This window comes from Lederbergia citri, assembly GCF_018343625.1.
In the GTDB taxonomy this organism is placed as follows: Bacteria; Bacillota; Bacilli; order Bacillales; family Bacillaceae_C; genus Lederbergia; species Lederbergia citri.
This window is the reverse complement of the sequence record NZ_JAGYPG010000001.1, coordinates 879,787-897,435: the sequence shown is the minus strand read 5'-3', so window position 1 is coordinate 897,435 and position 17,649 is coordinate 879,787. Positions and strand designations below refer to the sequence as shown.

Annotated in this window: 15 protein-coding genes; 12 read left to right on the top strand and 3 right to left on the bottom strand. The window is 35.0% G+C overall.

Annotation, left to right across the window (positions count from 1 at the left end; genetic code table 11):
* Window positions 1-23: 23 nt before the first annotated feature.
* Window positions 24-491 (bottom strand): GNAT family N-acetyltransferase, encoded by a 468-nt coding sequence (locus tag KHA97_RS04505; protein WP_233713293.1) that lies wholly within the window; start codon window positions 489-491, stop codon window positions 24-26.
* Between the two features lie 164 nt (window positions 492-655).
* On the opposite strand from KHA97_RS04505, the gene KHA97_RS04500 reads away from it, so the two are divergent.
* Entirely contained in the window at window positions 656-1,126 is a 471-nt protein-coding gene (locus tag KHA97_RS04500; RefSeq protein ID WP_213123522.1) for an NUDIX hydrolase, read from the top strand.
* A 378-nt stretch (window positions 1,127-1,504) separates the two neighbouring features.
* Here the strand turns inward: KHA97_RS04500 and KHA97_RS04495 are convergent, their stop codons facing one another.
* Window positions 1,505-1,696 (bottom strand): YbxH family protein, encoded by a 192-nt coding sequence (locus tag KHA97_RS04495; protein ID WP_213124307.1) that lies wholly within the window; start codon window positions 1,694-1,696, stop codon window positions 1,505-1,507.
* 122 nt (window positions 1,697-1,818) lie between these two features.
* Between KHA97_RS04495 and KHA97_RS04490 the strand changes: the two genes are divergently transcribed.
* Window positions 1,819-2,661, top strand: coding sequence for a hypothetical protein (locus tag KHA97_RS04490; RefSeq protein ID WP_213123521.1), 843 nt, complete (start codon window positions 1,819-1,821; stop codon window positions 2,659-2,661).
* Window positions 2,662-2,691: 30 nt separating this feature from the next.
* Here KHA97_RS04490 and KHA97_RS04485 read toward each other — a convergent pair whose 3' ends face one another.
* Window positions 2,692-3,234: a DinB family protein gene (locus tag KHA97_RS04485; RefSeq protein WP_233713292.1), complete on the bottom strand. Its 543-nt coding sequence runs from the start codon at window positions 3,232-3,234 to the stop codon at window positions 2,692-2,694.
* Window positions 3,235-3,545: 311 nt separating this feature from the next.
* On the opposite strand from KHA97_RS04485, the gene KHA97_RS04480 reads away from it, so the two are divergent.
* From KHA97_RS04480 to KHA97_RS04435, 10 genes are all read left to right on the top strand, one after another.
* The gene (locus tag KHA97_RS04480; protein WP_325167407.1) at window positions 3,546-5,282 is read left to right on the top strand and encodes an ABC transporter ATP-binding protein; all 1,737 of its coding nucleotides are present in this window, start codon (window positions 3,546-3,548) and stop codon (window positions 5,280-5,282) included.
* Window positions 5,283-5,546: 264 nt separating this feature from the next.
* Window positions 5,547-6,248 (top strand): FadR/GntR family transcriptional regulator, encoded by a 702-nt coding sequence (locus tag KHA97_RS04475; protein WP_213123520.1) that lies wholly within the window; start codon window positions 5,547-5,549, stop codon window positions 6,246-6,248.
* Window positions 6,245-7,423: a trans-sulfuration enzyme family protein gene (locus KHA97_RS04470; protein WP_213123519.1), complete on the top strand. Its 1,179-nt coding sequence runs from the start codon at window positions 6,245-6,247 to the stop codon at window positions 7,421-7,423. The genes KHA97_RS04475 and KHA97_RS04470 overlap by 4 nt, the downstream gene beginning before the upstream one ends.
* 25 nt (window positions 7,424-7,448) lie before the next feature.
* Window positions 7,449-8,756: an ABC transporter substrate-binding protein gene (locus KHA97_RS04465; RefSeq protein WP_213123518.1), complete on the top strand. Its 1,308-nt coding sequence runs from the start codon at window positions 7,449-7,451 to the stop codon at window positions 8,754-8,756.
* A 183-nt stretch (window positions 8,757-8,939) separates the two neighbouring features.
* Window positions 8,940-9,725, top strand: coding sequence for a carbohydrate ABC transporter permease (locus tag KHA97_RS04460; RefSeq protein WP_233713291.1), 786 nt, complete (start codon window positions 8,940-8,942; stop codon window positions 9,723-9,725).
* Entirely contained in the window at window positions 9,726-10,565 is an 840-nt protein-coding gene (locus KHA97_RS04455; RefSeq protein WP_213123516.1) for a carbohydrate ABC transporter permease, read from the top strand. It begins immediately after the preceding gene.
* 694 nt (window positions 10,566-11,259) lie between these two features.
* Complete coding sequence (treP, locus tag KHA97_RS04450) at window positions 11,260-13,224, top strand: PTS system trehalose-specific EIIBC component (RefSeq protein WP_213123515.1); 1,965 nt, start codon at window positions 11,260-11,262, stop codon at window positions 13,222-13,224.
* Window positions 13,217-14,884, top strand: a complete 1,668-nt coding sequence (gene treC / locus KHA97_RS04445; RefSeq protein ID WP_213123514.1) for an alpha,alpha-phosphotrehalase — start codon at window positions 13,217-13,219, stop codon at window positions 14,882-14,884. The genes treP and treC overlap by 8 nt, the downstream gene beginning before the upstream one ends.
* A gap of 867 nt (window positions 14,885-15,751) precedes the next feature.
* Window positions 15,752-16,831, top strand: a complete 1,080-nt coding sequence (locus tag KHA97_RS04440; RefSeq protein WP_213124304.1) for a hypothetical protein — start codon at window positions 15,752-15,754, stop codon at window positions 16,829-16,831.
* A gap of 300 nt (window positions 16,832-17,131) precedes the next feature.
* Window positions 17,132-17,506, top strand: a complete 375-nt coding sequence (locus KHA97_RS04435; RefSeq protein ID WP_213123513.1) for a hypothetical protein — start codon at window positions 17,132-17,134, stop codon at window positions 17,504-17,506.
* The last annotated feature ends 143 nt before the right edge of the window (window positions 17,507-17,649 follow it).

Below are 17,649 nucleotides of genomic sequence, written 5' to 3'. Positions count from 1 at the left end.
GACTTGGAATAGGTTTTATTCAATTAATTTAACTTTTTTATCATTACTAAAAAAGAGATATCGTTTGCTAAGAATGATGTTTGTGTTACAAAGCCGACTTTCTCATAAAGTGTAATAGCTCTTTTGTTAAATTCAGCAACGGTTAAACGAATTTTACTTAAACAATCCTTTTGTTGAATTTCAGCAATAATAAAGCTTACGAACGTGTAACCGAATCCTTGACCGGTTAATTCTGGCTTCATGCCGAATCCTAAATCTACTAATCCTTCTGTTTCTGGATATGAACCTTTATCTCTACCAATTGGAACCTGGGCGAATGATCCTACGCAATAAAAGCCAATAAGTTCTTCGCCAGCGAAAATTCCATTATATTGTAGCAGCTCTTGCAAGGATTCCTCATTGTCATCCATATTATAAAAATCATAGGGCGGCTCGTATTTCCAATTGATGATTTTCTTTGCATCATTTTTTGTCATTTTTTTAATCTCCATATCTATATCTCCTAAACCATTGTTTTAATATTATTATATACATTTTAACGACAATGGAGGCGGGCTGTATGAAAGAAAAAGTGCTTGGACAAACGAAATCAGTTGGATTTCTGTATTAGAAAAAATAAAGAAACATCTACAAATAGAAAGGAATGAATAATAATATGGATGCAGTTTTTAAAACAGAGACAGCCATTTTTAACTTTCGTGTTGCTGGAATTTGGATTGAGGGACATGTTCTATTACATAGAGATAAAAATGATGAGCATTGGTCACTTCCTGGAGGTCGGGTGGCACTGTTGGAGAAGTCACAGGTTAGTATTGAAAGGGAATTTCTTGAAGAATTGGGTGTAGCCATTCAAATTGATAGATTAGTATGGGTAGGGGAAAACTTTTTTAAATACGGGGGAAATGACTACCATGAAGTTGGGTTTTATTATCTGGTTTCTTCAAATGACCAATCCCTATTTCAGGAAGGACCTTTCAATGGTCTTGAAGGGGAACGGTTAATTTATCAATGGACTCCAATTGATGAAATTAAAAATGTAGAACTATATCCAAGACATCTGAGGACTGGTTTATATCATTTACCGAAGCTTACAGATCACTTTGTTGAAAAACAATATATTTTATAGAAGGGGAATGAATAAAGTGCACTCGAATATATTCTGTTAAAATCATTATAAGGAGAAATAAATGAAGCAGTTTTTTCAAAACCCTTCTAAAGTTTCACTTTTTTCTTTTATTGCCCCCGTCATTGTAGCTACTTTGCAATTAAACATCCCCAATACGATTGATATAGTGTTAGGGCCAATATTTTTAGTTTTTCTTTTGTTGAACCCTCTATTTGGGTTTGTTTATTCCTTTTTTATTAAAAGCAAAAAAAGTTTTTTACATACTATTGCACTTAGCTTGTATATGTACGATTTCATTTTTTGCGTTAACGGTTATTATATTTAGATATTTCGCCTCATTTGCACCATAATGTCACACCACGAAATGGCGTGGTGTTTTTAAATTCCGTTTGTCCTGCAATAATCAGCAACGAGCTGTTCAATTTGATCAATTTCGGGATATTTTCCATGGAACGTGAATTTTAGTTCTTCAACAAATTCTCCATTATGATATACGTGAACAGCTCCATTTTGCTCAATGACGCTATATTCTGGCTCAAAAATATATCCATTTCGTTCAATCGCACCCATTCGTTCATCCCTCCAAATTGCTTTCATTTTACTTTTCCCTATTTTTTCACAATAAATCATGAATAGGTTTTACACATTTTTGGAAAGCTTTTTTTAAAAAATCCAGAAATGAGTGTTAAATATTGCGTTATTTATGTGCGATTATTTTACTAACTTCGTTCTTTCTATTTAATGGGCAATTTGTCGAAGCAAAAGATGAGGGAATCGGAATTTCGGTTGAAATGCTTCCTTGGGATGAGGTCAATGGAATTTTACCTAAGTATAGTAAGTTTACGATTTTGGATGTGGAAACGGGGAAGAGGTTTAACGTACAGAGGCGAGCGGGGAGTGGACATGCCGACGTTCAGCCATTGACTAAAAAAGATACAAAAATTATGAAGGAAATTTATAACGGGAAATGGAGCTGGAAACGGAGAGCGATTATAGTTATTCATAACGACGAATGGATAGCAGCCTCGATGCATGGGATGCCTCATGGTGCAGGGAAACTCGATAATAATTTTCGTGGTCATTTTTGCGTTCATTTTAATGGAAGTACAACGCATAGAAGAAAAACTGAGGATCTTTCACATCAACTCATGATTTTGAAAGCAGCCGGCAAATTAAATGAACACCTAAATAGTGTAGAGCCAGAAGAACTCATCCAAGCATATGTTGCGGGAATAAAACAAAAGGATAAGCGAATCGTGTCTGCAGCTTCTGTACAAAAAATAAACTGGAAAGAGCTTTTGAATAAAGTTGAAAATATAAGTCCTAGACAAATAGTAGCAAGACCTTATGAAAAAGACGAATTGTATCTTGAAGTGCCTGTAGAAATCGAATGGATTGATAAACATTCAAAACGTCATATTTTTAATGGAACCATCCATTTAATCCGCTTTTCACCTGTTGGCGGCTGGAAAATTGATAGTAAACGGTTTGTAAAGGAACTTTTTATGCAAATTGAAGGCTCAACACCCCACTAATAAAAGTGGGGGCACCATTTTTTTATTACGTTAAACGTGCAACTGCTTCGCAATCATCTTTTTGATAATTCTAATTTGCCCTCTATGATTTAACTCGTCCTCGAATACGTGGAACCATTTAAAATAATTATTAGCTTGTTCGTCAAACCAGAAGGTAGATTGTTGAAATAACCATTCATCAGGGAGTGTTTTGAAGGTTTCGATTGTTTGTTGTCGTATATCAGCCAATTCTTTTATATAAAAGTCAATACTATTACCATTAATCTGTTCGCGTGCTTTATTCCCTAAATCCAATGCAGGATTTAACTCATTAATATCTTCCTCAGTCAACTCACGATGAAATGTTTCAATTTGATACGCTTTTTCTACTGCCCCCATATGTGCGAGCAACATCCCGATAGAATTGGCATCCTCTTCATTATAGAGAAAGTCTAGCTCTTCCACCGTCAATTTCTTTACTTCTTCAAGTGTCATGACTCTAGTATAATTCATCATTGACACTAATTTACTAAATTCTAGACTCAAACCATCCTTTTGATCAATTAAAAATAATGTCTTAATATCTATAGACATTTTTCCACCTCATTTTGTTAAAAATAACACCACATTTTATATATTCTTATATAGCTAGTCAAATCCCTTTATCAATAAAGAATTAAATAGGATTTCATTTGGAAAAAATGACTTAAGTTGTTTTTTATCTTTAAAATATTTAGGAAATTTTGTATAATTTATCCATTGAAATTAGAAGGAGGAAATATCAATGAGAAATCAAACAATGACACTAGTATTAACATATAGGGGTGCGACACTCAGTTAATGATTGTGTTCCCCTTATATGTGTAGATAGTATTCAGGAAATCTAACATAAGAGGGGTTTACTTGTGAATAATAAATTTAAGAAATTTTTATCGTATTACAAACCGTATTTGAAGCTGTTTTATACTGTAATGACATGTGCTTTAGTCGGTTCAGGCATTGCATTGTTGTATCCATTGCTAACAAGATACATTACAAAGGATATTTTGGAAAATGATCTTTCAAATGTACTGAACCAAATTTATATTGTGTGTGGGATTATGCTCGTTTTGGTTGTCATTCAAAACCTTTGTCAGTTTGTCGTGGATTATCATGGCCACAAGATGGGTGCTTTGATGGAAACTGATATGCGTAGAGAATTATTCGAGCATTATCAAAAATTATCATTTAATTTTTACGATACACAAAAAACGGGGCAATTAATGTCCAGGGTAACGAATGATTTGCTACTCTTGTCAGAGCTGTACCACCATGGCCCTGAAGATTATATGAAGTATTTCATTAAATTTGTTGGTGCGTTCGTTATCTTGTTTTGGATTAATGCACAATTGACGTTAGCAATCTTTCTCTTTATGCCATTTATGGTTGTGTTTGCAATCTATTTTAATAAAAAAGTAAATATCGCACTTCGTAGAAATAAAGATAGAATTGCAGACATCAATGCACAAGTAGAGGATAGTCTTTCAGGCATAAGGGTAGTAAAGTCCTTTGCAAACGAGGAATTTGAAGTAGAAAAATTCAATGTTGAAAATAACCGATTTTTGGAGAGTAGAAAAAACGGTTATAAAAGTGAAGCATATTTTTCTACAGGGATGGATATTTTTGTCCAACTCATTACGATCACAGTCATTGTATTTGGAAGTATAAATATCGTCCACGCTTCGTTAGATCTGCCAGATTTAATTACATTTTTGTTATATATAGCGTATTTAATTGAGCCAATTCAAAAGCTTGCTCATGTGACGATGCAATTCCAAGATGGGATCACTGGATTTGATCGATTTATGGAAATGTTAGAAACAGAACCTGATATCAAAGATGCGGAAAATACAATTGAATTGAATAAGGTACATGGAAATATTGAATTTAAAAATGTCAGTTTCAGTTATAACGGGAACACCCAACGTGTCTTGGATGATATTTCAATGAAAATTAATCCTGGGGAATATATTGCATTAGTCGGGCCTTCTGGGATTGGAAAAACGACTTTATGTTCACTGATATCCCGTTTTTACGACGTAGAAGATGGGGAAGTATTACTAGATGGAGTGAATGTAAAGGATATTAGCCTAGATTCACTAAGAAAGAATGTTGGAATCGTTCAGCAAGATGTATACCTGTTTGCTGGGACCGTCATAGAAAATATCCGCTACGGAAACCCGGATGCAACAAGAGAAGAAATTATAGAGGCAGCAAAAAATGCTAATGCCCATGATTTTATTATGGGGTTACCTAACGGATATGATACTGATATAGGTCAACGTGGCGTCAAATTATCAGGTGGGCAAAAACAACGGATTAGCATTGCGCGTGTTTTCCTAAAAAATCCACCCGTTTTAATCTTCGATGAAGCAACAAGCGCTCTTGATAATGAAAGCGAAAAAATCGTGAAAGAATCGCTGGAATCGTTAGCGAAAAATCGTACCACGATAGTGATTGCACATCGTTTGTCGACGATTAGAAATGCAGAGCGAATTATTGTATTGACTGATGATGGAATCTCTGAAGAAGGAACGCATGAGGAATTGCTCGCATTAGATAGGAACTATGCACACTTGTATAATATGCAATTTGTTATATAGTAGGTTGATAGGATCTCCCTTTTCTTGGTAAGAGGGAGATTTTTTTGTTGTTAAAAGTTAAGACGCAATTCTTTGCATTGATTCTTTGAGGATCAATGCTTTTTTATTATTAATTGTATTTTTTGAATTCAATACAATATTTTGAAGGGAGAAAATCGACAAATTATATTGATTTATTTAAACATTTGAAATAGAATACCTATATGATAGGTTGATAGCTCAGTAGCAAGATAGCATATTAATTTGAAAAGGAAGGAGAAAGTTTTGAAACAAATACGAAAAGTATTGTTACATGAGCTTGTTGCAGAGGAAATTAGACAACACATTAAATTGAAACAACTCAAGAATGGAGAAAAGCTCCCGTCAGCAGGTACATTAGCTAATACATATGGTGTCAGTATAGCCTCTGTTCGTGAAGCATTAAGGTTTTTGGAAGCAACCGGTGAGATTGAAGTGAAGAATGGAAAAGGAATATTTGTTAAAGAAATTGAGCCTTTTAAAATCTTGACAAATATCGAGGTTGAACATGAGAAAAAGTTTCTGCTTGAAATGTGTGAAGTAAGGCGAGCTCTTGAGGGAATGGCAGTTGAACTGGCAGTCGAAAGGGCCACCCCAGAACAAATACAAAAGATGGAAGCGTATTTAATCGAATACGATAGACTTCGAGCGTTGGGTGAAGATAAATCTAATGCGGATCTAGGTTTTCACAAAACCATTTACGAGGCTGCTCATAACCCAATACTAGAAAAAGTAATTTACTCGATGTCGGATGCATTTATGAAGTTCTGGGAAAAACCTTTTGGGATCGAAACGATTTTCGACGATACATATCCAATTCACGTGTTATTGTTAGAAGCCATTAAAAACAATGATAAAAAAGAAGCTAGAAGACATTTTTATTCATTAATGGATTCGGTTGAAAACACAATTCGAAACGTATTTATTAAAGGGGAGATACAACCTTGAATGAATTAGAAACAGCAGAAAATATATGTACCCATCTAGGAGATATATACGAAAAATTCAATGGTGCTGTTGTTCCGCCGATTCACGAAAATTCCTTATTCATATATAAGGATTTTGAATCATTTATAGAAGCGATGAAAGATGAGCAAGGAAACTATGTGTATTCAAGAGGAACGAATCCAACTGTTGAGATCGCCGAAAATAAAATAGCTGCTCTTGAAGGTGGCGAAAAGTGTAAATTATTTTCATCTGGAATGGCGGCAATCTCATCAGCTCTCTTAACTTTTCTCTCTTCTGGAGATCATGTTGTTTGTGTTAGTAATATTTATGGTCCTACAAAGAAATTTTTAGGGTATTTAAGTAAGTTTGATGTACAGTCAACAATAGTGCAGTCTACGGATTTATCCGATATAGAAGCAGCAATACAACCGAACACAAAAATCGTCTATTTGGAAAGTCCAACGACCATGACCTTTAATCTTGTCGATTTACCTGTAGTAGCAAAGTTGGCAAAGTCTAAAGGAATTATAACGATCATTGACAATACATGGTCGACGCCAATATTTCAGAAACCACTTCAATTTGGAATTGATGTAGTTGTGCATTCAGCATCAAAATATTTAGGTGGTCATAGTGACATTATTGGCGGAGCACTAATTACAAATAAGAACATCATGAAAAAGATATTTTATAATGAATACCATTTATTAGGTGGAGTAATGCCGCCATTTGAAGCTTGGCTATTGCTTAGAGGGCTACGAACATTACCTATTAGGATGAAAGCACATCAAGAAAGTGCAAAACAAATTGCACAGTTTTTGGAAAAACATCCTGCAGTTAAAAAGGTAAATTACCCTGGGCTAGAAAGTCATCCCGATTATGAGTTAGGCAAGCAGATGCTTACTGGGTATAGTGGATTACTAAGCTTTGAGTTAAAAAACAACAAGTTTTCAGATGTTAAAAATGTAATAGATTCACTAAAACTATTTAATATTGGTGTTTCATGGGGGGGATATGAAAGTTTAGTATTGTCACCTAACCATGGCCATAACGAAGAATTACTTGCAAGTGAGGGGCTAGATTCAGGATTAATTCGTATTTCAGTTGGTTTAGAAAGTACAGAAGAATTAATAGAAGATCTAGACAAAGCTTTGCGAGGAAAATTGACTGAATAAAGAAAAAACAAAGGGGAGTCACTTCATGAAAAAATTAAGCGTAATAATGGCAACATTTGTACTCGTTTTAGGTTTACTTGCTGGTTGCAATAGCAACGAAAGTAATTCTAGCGGTGGGAAAGATAAGGAAAAACAAGTAACAATAAAAATGATTGAAAGTATCACTAGTCCTGCAAGAACAAAACTATTAAAGGATATGCTAGCAAAGTTTGAGGAAGAAAACCCAGGAATTAAAGTTGAACTTATTTCACCGCCACTGCAAAGTGCCGACCAAAAAATAACACAAATGCTCCAAGCGAAAGAAGATATTGATGTATTAGAAGTAAGGGACTATACATTGAAGCAATTTACATCCAATAACTACACTGAAGACCTTACACCTTATACAGATAAATGGGAACATTGGAGTACAGTTAATGATAATGCAAAGAGAAATGCAATGTATGTAGATGATACTGTTTATTACATTCCGTATGGTTTATATCAAAAAACACTTTTTTATCGCAAAGACTGGTTTGAAGAAGCTGGTATCGAAGTGCCAAAAACATGGGATGAACTATATGAAGCAGGAAAAAAACTTACAGATCCTTCAAAAAACCGTTTTGGCTATAGCTTTAGAGGGGGAGCTGGAACTTCAGACTATGTTGAGTTTATGACATGGGCATATGTGGCTGATAAAATTCAACCGGATGATGGATATTTTACGACAGATGGAAAATCAATGTTCTCCACTCCGGAAGCAAAAGAAGCTTTAAATATGTTTGTTAAACTTTATAAAGATATTTCTCCTCCAGATTCTATCAGTTGGAGCTATCCGGAAATGGTTCAAGGATTTACATCTGGAGTAACAGCTATGCTGATCCAAGACCCTGAAGTAATTGTAGCTGCTGATGAAAGTATGGAAGAAGGGACATGGGATACTGCGCCATTACCACTTGGTCCAACAGGACTTGCTCAACAAACGGCTGGAGCTGCAGGATGGGGAATCACATCGTTCTCAAAACATAAAGAGGAAGCCTGGAAATTGGTTGAATTTTTGTCTAACCCAGAGGAAAATCTTTATTTCGCAAAAAACAATTCACTAATTCCAATTCATACAACTGCTGCAGATGATCCATTCTTTAATGAAGGCTATTTTAAATCTTATATTACGATGAACAGTGAAACTGATAAATATAGAGCAGTAGATCGCCCTCTCGATTATAAAGGATGGGGTGAATATAAAGGCCAGTCTGACAAAGATATCCAATCATTTTTGTTAGGTAAAACGTCAGTAGATGACTTTTTAAATAAATGGTCCAAATATTGGGATGAAGAGAAAAAGAATAAGTAACAATGAGGGCAGCTTATAGGCTGCCCTTACCCAAAGGAGGTACCCACATTGCAAAATCTCAATGGATCACATAAGCCTTTTTTTAGTTTTTCTAAACAAGGAAAGTTTATCTTACTCTGCTTACTCCCCGCTATTATTCTAGTTACCGCTTTTATATACTACCCGCTGTTTCGAGGAGTAATAATGGCATTTCAAAATTATACATTGTTTGATATGAGTAATACCGATTTTATTGGTTTGAAAAATTTCAAAGAAATTATTTCGACTCCAGATTTCAAGGAAATTTTGTGGAACAGTTTTATTTGGGTTGCTGTTTCTTTATTCTTTCAGTTAACGATAGGGTTTACTTTGGCACTATTTTTGCGAAAGTCTTTTCGTGGACGAGGTATATATCAAGCATTTGTATTTTTTCCATGGGCAATGTCAGGATTTTTAATTGGTTTAATATGGAGATGGATGTTTAATGGACAAAATGGTGTGATCAATGACTTATTACTTAAAGTTGGATTAATTGATCAACAAATACCATTTCTATCTGATCCAAAATGGGCAATGACATCAGTCATTATTGCGAATATTTGGTATGGGGTTACGTTTTTTGCCATTATGATTATGGCCGCACTGCAATCAATACCTGAAGAACTATATGAAGCAGCAGATATTGATGGAGCAAATAAAGTACAGCAATTGGTGAAAATTACCATTCCTTATATTATGCCGACCTTATTGTCTACAATCCTATTGAGAGTTATATGGATTTTGAACTTCCCAGATTTGATATATTCAATGACAAATGGCGGACCAGCTGGTTCTACACATATACTGTCAACATTTATGATTGAAAAAGTAATTTATGCTCAAGATTATGGACAAGCAGGTGCTGTAGGAGTCATAATAATTGGTCTGCTCCTCATGTTTGCTATATTTTTCCTTCTTGTGACAAATTATCGGAAAGCGGGGGATTTTTAAGTGAGTAGAAAAATAAAACGAATCTCTTGGCTAACGACAAAGGTTATTTTTCTAGGGATATTTCTAATCATTACTGTTTTTCCTTTATATTGGATTTTTATCACTTCATTGAAGTCACAAAAGGATATTTTTACAGTTCCGATTCAGTATTGGCCAGAAAATATTTCGTTTGAAAATTATATTAACATGTTTGAGTTTTCAAATTTCCAAATCTATATTATTAATAGTTTAGTAGTTTCAGTTGTCGCTGGATTTTTCACGCTCGTGATTTCAATTTTTAGTGGCTATGTTTTGGCAAGATATCAATTTAAGGGAAAGAGCCAAGTCATTTTAGCATTTTTTGTTACTCAAATGATCCCTATATTTATAGCCCTTGCGCCACTTTATTCTTTAATGTCAAAGATGCATTTATTAAACAAATTGACTTCTTTGTTATTAATTTATACAGTGATGATGATTCCGTTTTGTACCATTATGATGAGGGGATTTTTTGAAAGAATTCCTGCGAGTTTAGAAGAAGCAGCGATGATCGATGGGTGTAATAAGCTTCAAGCTCTATTCAAAGTCATTATTCCTGTTATGCTACCGGGAATAGCTGCTACTTTCATATTTGCATTTGTACAATGTTGGAATGAATTGTTTCTGGCTATTATGTTTATTGATGATGAATCAGCTAAAACCATTCCGGTTGCAATGAACTCATTTATAACAAAATTTGATATCGACTGGGGAGCTATGTCTGCCGCCACGATCATATCCGTTATCCCTACACTCGTCTTGTTTGCCTTTTTCCAAAAGTATATTGTAGAAGGAGCGACACAGGGATCAGTGAAAGGATAAGCTAAACTGCTCTAAATTCATATTTAATATTTGAACACATGGTAATGTATCGTGCCATGTGTTTTTTTAGTTTTGATTTCATTGAGGGAGATGGAATATGGAAGAATCCTATTTTTATATTTAATAGGTTTTTTGTATTTCAAGTGGCTTAACAACTTGAAAATAGTTAGACGGACGTAAAATTTTGTTTAGAGTAAAGTACCAGTTCGGCCCCGACCACCGTATCTTTAGGTAAAAACGAGTTAATTTAAGAAACGCATAAAACACTTACAAATATCGTTCATTAATGTTTGTTGGTGTTTTTTTGTGGGAAAAGGATAAAAATGGTAAGTCTCGAATTCAATTCAATTACTTTGAAAGCAAAATAAAGTATGTTAGTATGATGGCGGTACAAACAGAAACAAAAATTCATGGAATAGCCGGTTAAGCGGGAACCAAAAACATCATTGGACAACGAAAATGAGTGTGTGAACATATCTAAACGAATATGCATCTCTGCTTGTTGATAATGCAATATGCAACTTCTATACATTCACCAGGTGAGAATATATCTCCAAGAATTCAGCAAATGCTGGCATTTTTAAATCCGCATGTATATTTTGTTTCAACCCCTAGTTTTCTCGGAATCATATATTGATTTTGGATTTCAATAGCTACTTAGACAATCAAGAATTTACATGAAAGAGGTCATTAAATGGAAACTAAAGGAGAAGCCAATCAAATTTTAATCTATGCTCCCGTAAGTGGTAATGTGGTAGCTTTAGAAGATGTTCCAGATCCCACATTTGCTCAAAAAATGATGGGAGATGGCATTGCGATTGAACCTACGGATGGGAAGGTGGTCGCTCCATTTGATGGAGAGGTCATTCAAATTTTTCCAACCAAGCACGCCATTGGGCTTATTAGCCATTCGGGACTTGAATTATTGATTCATATTGGACTAGAGACCGTTTCCCTAAATGGAGAAGGTTTTGAAGCACATGTCAAGGCAGGGGATAAGGTAAAAGCCGGAGACCCATTAGTCACTTTTGACTTGGATTTTATTAAGGAAAAAGCGAAAAGTCATGTCACTCCAATTATTGTTACAAACGGAGACCAGTTCGAGGAATTACATAAAACGAACGAGAAAGATGTTATTGCATTAGACTCAATTCTTTTGGGAACAACGCCAAAAGGAAAGGCCGAGCCTAAAAATAATGAACAAAGGACTACATCCACAAATGGGGTGCAGTATGGTAAAGAGGCAGAGGGAATTGTAGCGGCTGTCGGCGGCGTAGAGAATATAAATGCAGCCACCCATTGTGTGACCCGTCTACGTTTTGCGCTAAAGGATGAAGATAAGGTTAACAAAGCAGCCTTAGATAATATGGGAATCGTAAAAGGAACGTTTTCGGCAAATGGCCAATATCAAATTGTGATTGGCCAAGGTACTGTTGATAAGGTTTATAAAGCAATGGTTCACGAGACGGGTATTGCTGAAGCATCAAAAGAGGATGTTAAAGCAGCGGGTGGAGAAAAACTAAATCCACTGCAAAAAGCAATAAAAGTATTGGCGGATATTTTTATTCCGATTTTACCGGCCATTGTAACTGCTGGTTTATTAATGGGTATTAATAACATATTAGCGAATCCTGGAATCTTTGGGAAAGGTGCACCTGCACTTATCGAGACATACCCACAATGGGCTGGTATTGCAGATATGATCAATATCATTGCGAATACAGCATTCACATTCTTACCTGCATTAATTGGTTGGTCAGCCGTTAAGAGGTTTGGGGGCCATGAATTACTTGGTGTTGTCCTTGGCTTAATTCTTGTCCATCCAGACTTAATGAATGCATGGGGATATGGCTCAGCAGTTGCGGAAGGTAAAATCCCTACTTGGAATATCTTTGGGTTGGAAATAAATAAGGTTGGGTATCAAGGACAAGTACTTCCAGTACTATTTGCTTCATGGGTACTAGCTAAAATAGAAATCTTCCTTAGGAAACGTGTCATTGATTCACTTCAATTATTGGTGGTTGCACCAGTTGCGTTATTGGTAACGGGCTTTTTGGCATTTGTTTTAATCGGTCCTGTTACATTTACAATCGGAAATTGGATTACAGAAGGATTGGTATACGTTTTTGATGCAGTACCAGTCATCGGAGGATTAGTTTATGGTGCATTATATGCTCCACTCGTTATTACCGGTATGCATCATACGTTTTTGGCGGTAGATCTGCAACTAATCGGTAGTACGGGAACGACATTCTTGTGGCCAATTGTTGCTCTATCTAACATTGCCCAAGGTGCAGCAGTATTTGCCATGATGCTAGTTGCAAGAGATGAAAAGTTAAAAGGGCTGGCAGGAACATCGGGTATTTCTGCATGGCTCGGAATTACGGAGCCTGCAATGTTTGGGGTAAACTTGAGGTATCGATATCCGTTCTTTGCGGCAATCACTGGTACTGCAATTGCTGGGGCTTTTATCACATTACAAGGCGTAAAAGCAACATCAATCGGAGTTGGAGGCATTCCGGCGATATTATCGATTGTAGCGTCTAATTGGGTATCGTTTTTAATTGGCATGCTTATCGTCATTGTCTTTCCGTTTATCGTTACGTATTTTATTGCTAAGCGGAGATTATCAATGCCTAGGAGTGAAAATAATGAGTGAAGCTTGGTGGAAAAAGGCAACGGTGTATCAAATTTATCCAAAAAGCTTTAATGATACAACCGGAAATGGTATTGGTGATATACAGGGAATTATCCAAAAGCTAGATTATCTCAAAAAACTAGGCGTCGACGTAATTTGGTTAACACCTATTTATAGATCACCGCAAAAAGATAATGGTTATGATATTAGCGATTATTACGACATTGAACCAATGTATGGGACAATGGCTGATTTTGAGCAATTATTGGATGAAACCCATAAACGCGGTATGAAGCTAATTATGGACCTAGTCATTAATCATACGTCGACAGAACATGAATGGTTCAAACAAGCAGCCTCATCCAAAACAAATAAGTACCGTGATTTTTATATATGGAAAGATGCTGTTGATGGAAAGGAGCCTACAAACTGGGAATCAAAATTTGGAGGTCTAGCATGGCAATATGATGAGAAAACGGGTCAATATTATTTGCATTTATTTGATGTAAGCCAGGCAGATCTTAACTGGGAAAACAATGAGGTTAGAGAGAAACTGGTTGAGATGATTCGCTTCTGGGCAGAAAAAGGAATTGATGGGTTTCGCCTGGATGTGATCAACTTAATCTCAAAGGATCAGAATTTCCCAAATGATCATACAGGTGATGGCAGAAGGTTCTATACCGATGGTCCACGAGTCCATGAATATTTACATGAAATCAATCAAGCTGTTTTTGCGCCTTATAAAATGATGACGGTTGGAGAAATGTCTTCGACGACAATAGAAAATTGCATCCTTTATACAAAACCGGAACGAAAAGAATTAGATATGACCTTTCAATTTCATCATCTAAAGGTAGATTATCCGAATGGGGATAAATGGACAAAGGCACCATTTGACTTTATTGAATTAAAAAAAATCCTCTCTGATTGGCAGGTTGGTATGCATAGAGGCGCGGGATGGAATGCACTGTTTTGGTGTAATCATGATCAACCACGTGCTGTATCTAGATTTGGCGACGATAAAACATATCATAAGGAATCAGCAAAAATGCTTGCAACCACAATCCATATGATGCAGGGAACCCCATATATTTACCAAGGTGAAGAAATCGGGATGACAAACCCCGGCTTTACCTCAATAAATCAATACCGTGATGTGGAATCTTTGAATACATATGAGATTCTAAAGCAAAAGGGTAAATCAGAGCAAGAAATAATCGCCATACTCCAGCAAAAATCACGTGATAATGCCAGAACACCTATGCAGTGGTCCAGTAATGAAAATGCTGGATTTACAACAGGTGTACCGTGGATCGAACCAGCCCGAAATTACAATGAAATTAACGCTGAGAAAACAATGAATGACCCCAATTCGATCTTCAGTCATTATCAAAAGCTAATTGAGCTGCGTAAAACGTATGACATCATAACTTATGGGGACTATTATCTGCTTCTAGCAAATGACCCTCAAATCTTTGCCTATACACGAGAATTTAAAAATGAAAAATTAATCGTGGTAAATAACTTTTATGCTAGGGAAGTTTCGATCGAACTGCCAGTAGAAGGTGCAGAAAACCCGCAAATCCTAATATCAAATTACGAGGATTCATCAAAGAGATTGCACAAAATAACATTGAGACCTTATGAGTCGATTGTGTATTGGGACAAGGGGGAGGTTTAACAAAGGATTTTAGAGGAAAATATAAGGTTGGCCAATATAAAACGGTTCGAAGGTGTCGCTCGATGTTAATTCAGACCATGATAGCGAATTTGTATGACAGACAAAGTATACGGATATTATCATTTTAAGTTATTTAATGTTTTGGAGTTAGTGTTAATGAGAATTTGGGACCCTATGTTTTATGCTCCCATCCGAAATCGATGGAACACGGATTTTATTTTGAATTCTGGTGCCCGATCCCCAATGCGATTTTAAATACGATATGACACTTTGATATATCAATGTTTGTAGCTGTTTTTTGTTGTACTTGAAAAAAATGAAAGAAGTAGGATTTGTATTTTTTCGACCCCGCCACAGTTATCTTTAGGTAAAAATGAGTTTAGTTAAAAAACGATAGAACACTCAAAAATGTTGATGTATCAACGTTTGTGGGTGTTTTTTGTTTTGTGGGAAAACGGGTGAAAAAGGTAGGTTTTGAAATCATTTTACACATTTTTTACACAAGATATTTTTTGTGCCTGTGGACTAATGTAAGAGTCCATACTTAGATTTGAAGAGTTTTAAGGTTACGTATTTGTATTATTTACTATTGATATTTAAAAAGAAAATGGAATGGGCCTGATTGTGTAGTAACTCTTTTTTACGTAGTAGACTTATACTGCGCAATAAATAATCTCGAATATGTAAGTATGTACTTTAAGTTTTTAATTGGTTATCTATTCGGCAATCGCGAAGATTTCAGAATAGATAAATATGGATATATTTTAATTACAGTGAATAAGTCTTAACCATGTTGGATATGAATGCAGCTTACCTAAATATTTATGATACAATAATTCTATACAATCATTTAGGAGCTGAAAATTGATGCGATTAAGTCAGGAGCAATTCTTTAAAAGGTATAACCTAGACAGAACTCAATTTGAATCGGCAAATATAAATTGGAATAACTTATTAGAGATTTATGAAGATTATTCTACATATAAAGAAACATTGAAAGCCACTGCTGACTATATATCAAATCTACTACGCACGCACCCAGGTGCTCATACTGTTAGATCTAGAATTAAAGACACCGAACACCTTATTGATAAAATTATTAGAAAGATAATTAGAAATAAGGATAATGACCCAAATTATTATATAGACATAAATAATTATAAATCTGAAATCACGGATTTAATTGGTATTAGGGTGCTTCACTTATATAAAGACCAAGCTGTTAACATTGATAGGTTTATTAGAGAAAATTGGAATTTAGAAGAAAAGTGTACTATCTATTACCGTGAAGGTGATTATTCTAAACCTGAAGAACACGAAGATAGTGAGCATTTTGAATTTAAGGTCCACGAAGCCGGCTATCGTTCATGGCATTATCTAATAAGCTCTCAAGGTACAAAGAATGCACATATTGCAGAAATTCAGGTTCGAACTATTTTTGAAGAAGGTTGGAGTGAAATCGATCATCAATTAAGATATCCTAACCATATAGATAATATGCTCCTAACTAAACAATTAATGGTTTTAAATAGAGTAGCAGGTAGTGCTGACGAATTAGCAAATTCTATCCGAGAAACCAAAGTTAACATGACTAGTTTGGTTTCAGAAAATCAAAAAAATAAAATATTGATTGAAGAATTAAAAACACAACTTGATTCATTGTTAAGTGACTATAAAGTAGAAAAAGAAGATAAAGAGAAGCTTCAAGCAAAAGTTAAAGAACTAGAAAGTTCACTTACAGTATCCTTACCAAGAGATGGGCTATTTAAGGGCTATAATTTTAATGGTGATATTGCAATACCAGGCCCTTCCTCCGGAGGCTATAGTATTAATAGTTGGACTAAACCTGGTAATTTGGTGATTCAAACAGAAGACAACACGTTTTTCGATACCAAAAAGTACTTGAGTGGCTACACACATCCAGCAATAAAAAGAGATGAAAATTAACTATCTTCAACAATCGAGCTTGTTTATCTCATATCGCGTCTCTTTTTAGGGAGCTAATGTTGATAAGAGGAAAATAACTGAACTACTTATGAGCAGTACGAATATAAAGGGGAATATAAATAGTAGAAAAGTGGTGCCGATTCAATGGTAACCGCTTTTTTTTGTTTCATAAACTCATATTAATATTTGGAGGGATTTTACAATAATATGTCGAAGAATATAACTTAGTTCTTGTAACACCAATTATGTGTATCTAATTATTAACTTTAGGACTAGTATTTAAATTTGGAGGAAAAGGGAATGAATTATAACTTTATAATATTAATATGGAGTGTTGGCTTTATTTCATTGATCTTTGAGATTACTTTTATAAATGGTTTATCAACAGCCCTAAAAGATATTAAAGAAAAAAAACCAACATATACTGGCAAACTTTCAGAGGAAATAAGGATATTCCAATATGGTTTAAAGGAATCGAGGTTTAAGGAGTATACAAAAAGAAGAATAAGGAATTTAGTTTTGAATTCAGTTGGACAAGTATTAATTATTCTGTATTGTATTTATTTTTTAGACTATTATTGGATACCATTAATATCATTTATATTATTCTTATTTTCTTTTATTTTCTTGACTTTAGGAGATTTAATTACTCAAAAGGAAGAGATTATCAGGTGAAAGGAACTTATAACGAGAGTAATTATTTATATAATTATAGCTTATATGATTATTCTTTGTATGTATCTGATTATAGGCTTACCACTTGAAGGATTAGCAACTACAGTTACACTTATTGGTTTTCCTATTGGGCTGGTCTCAGT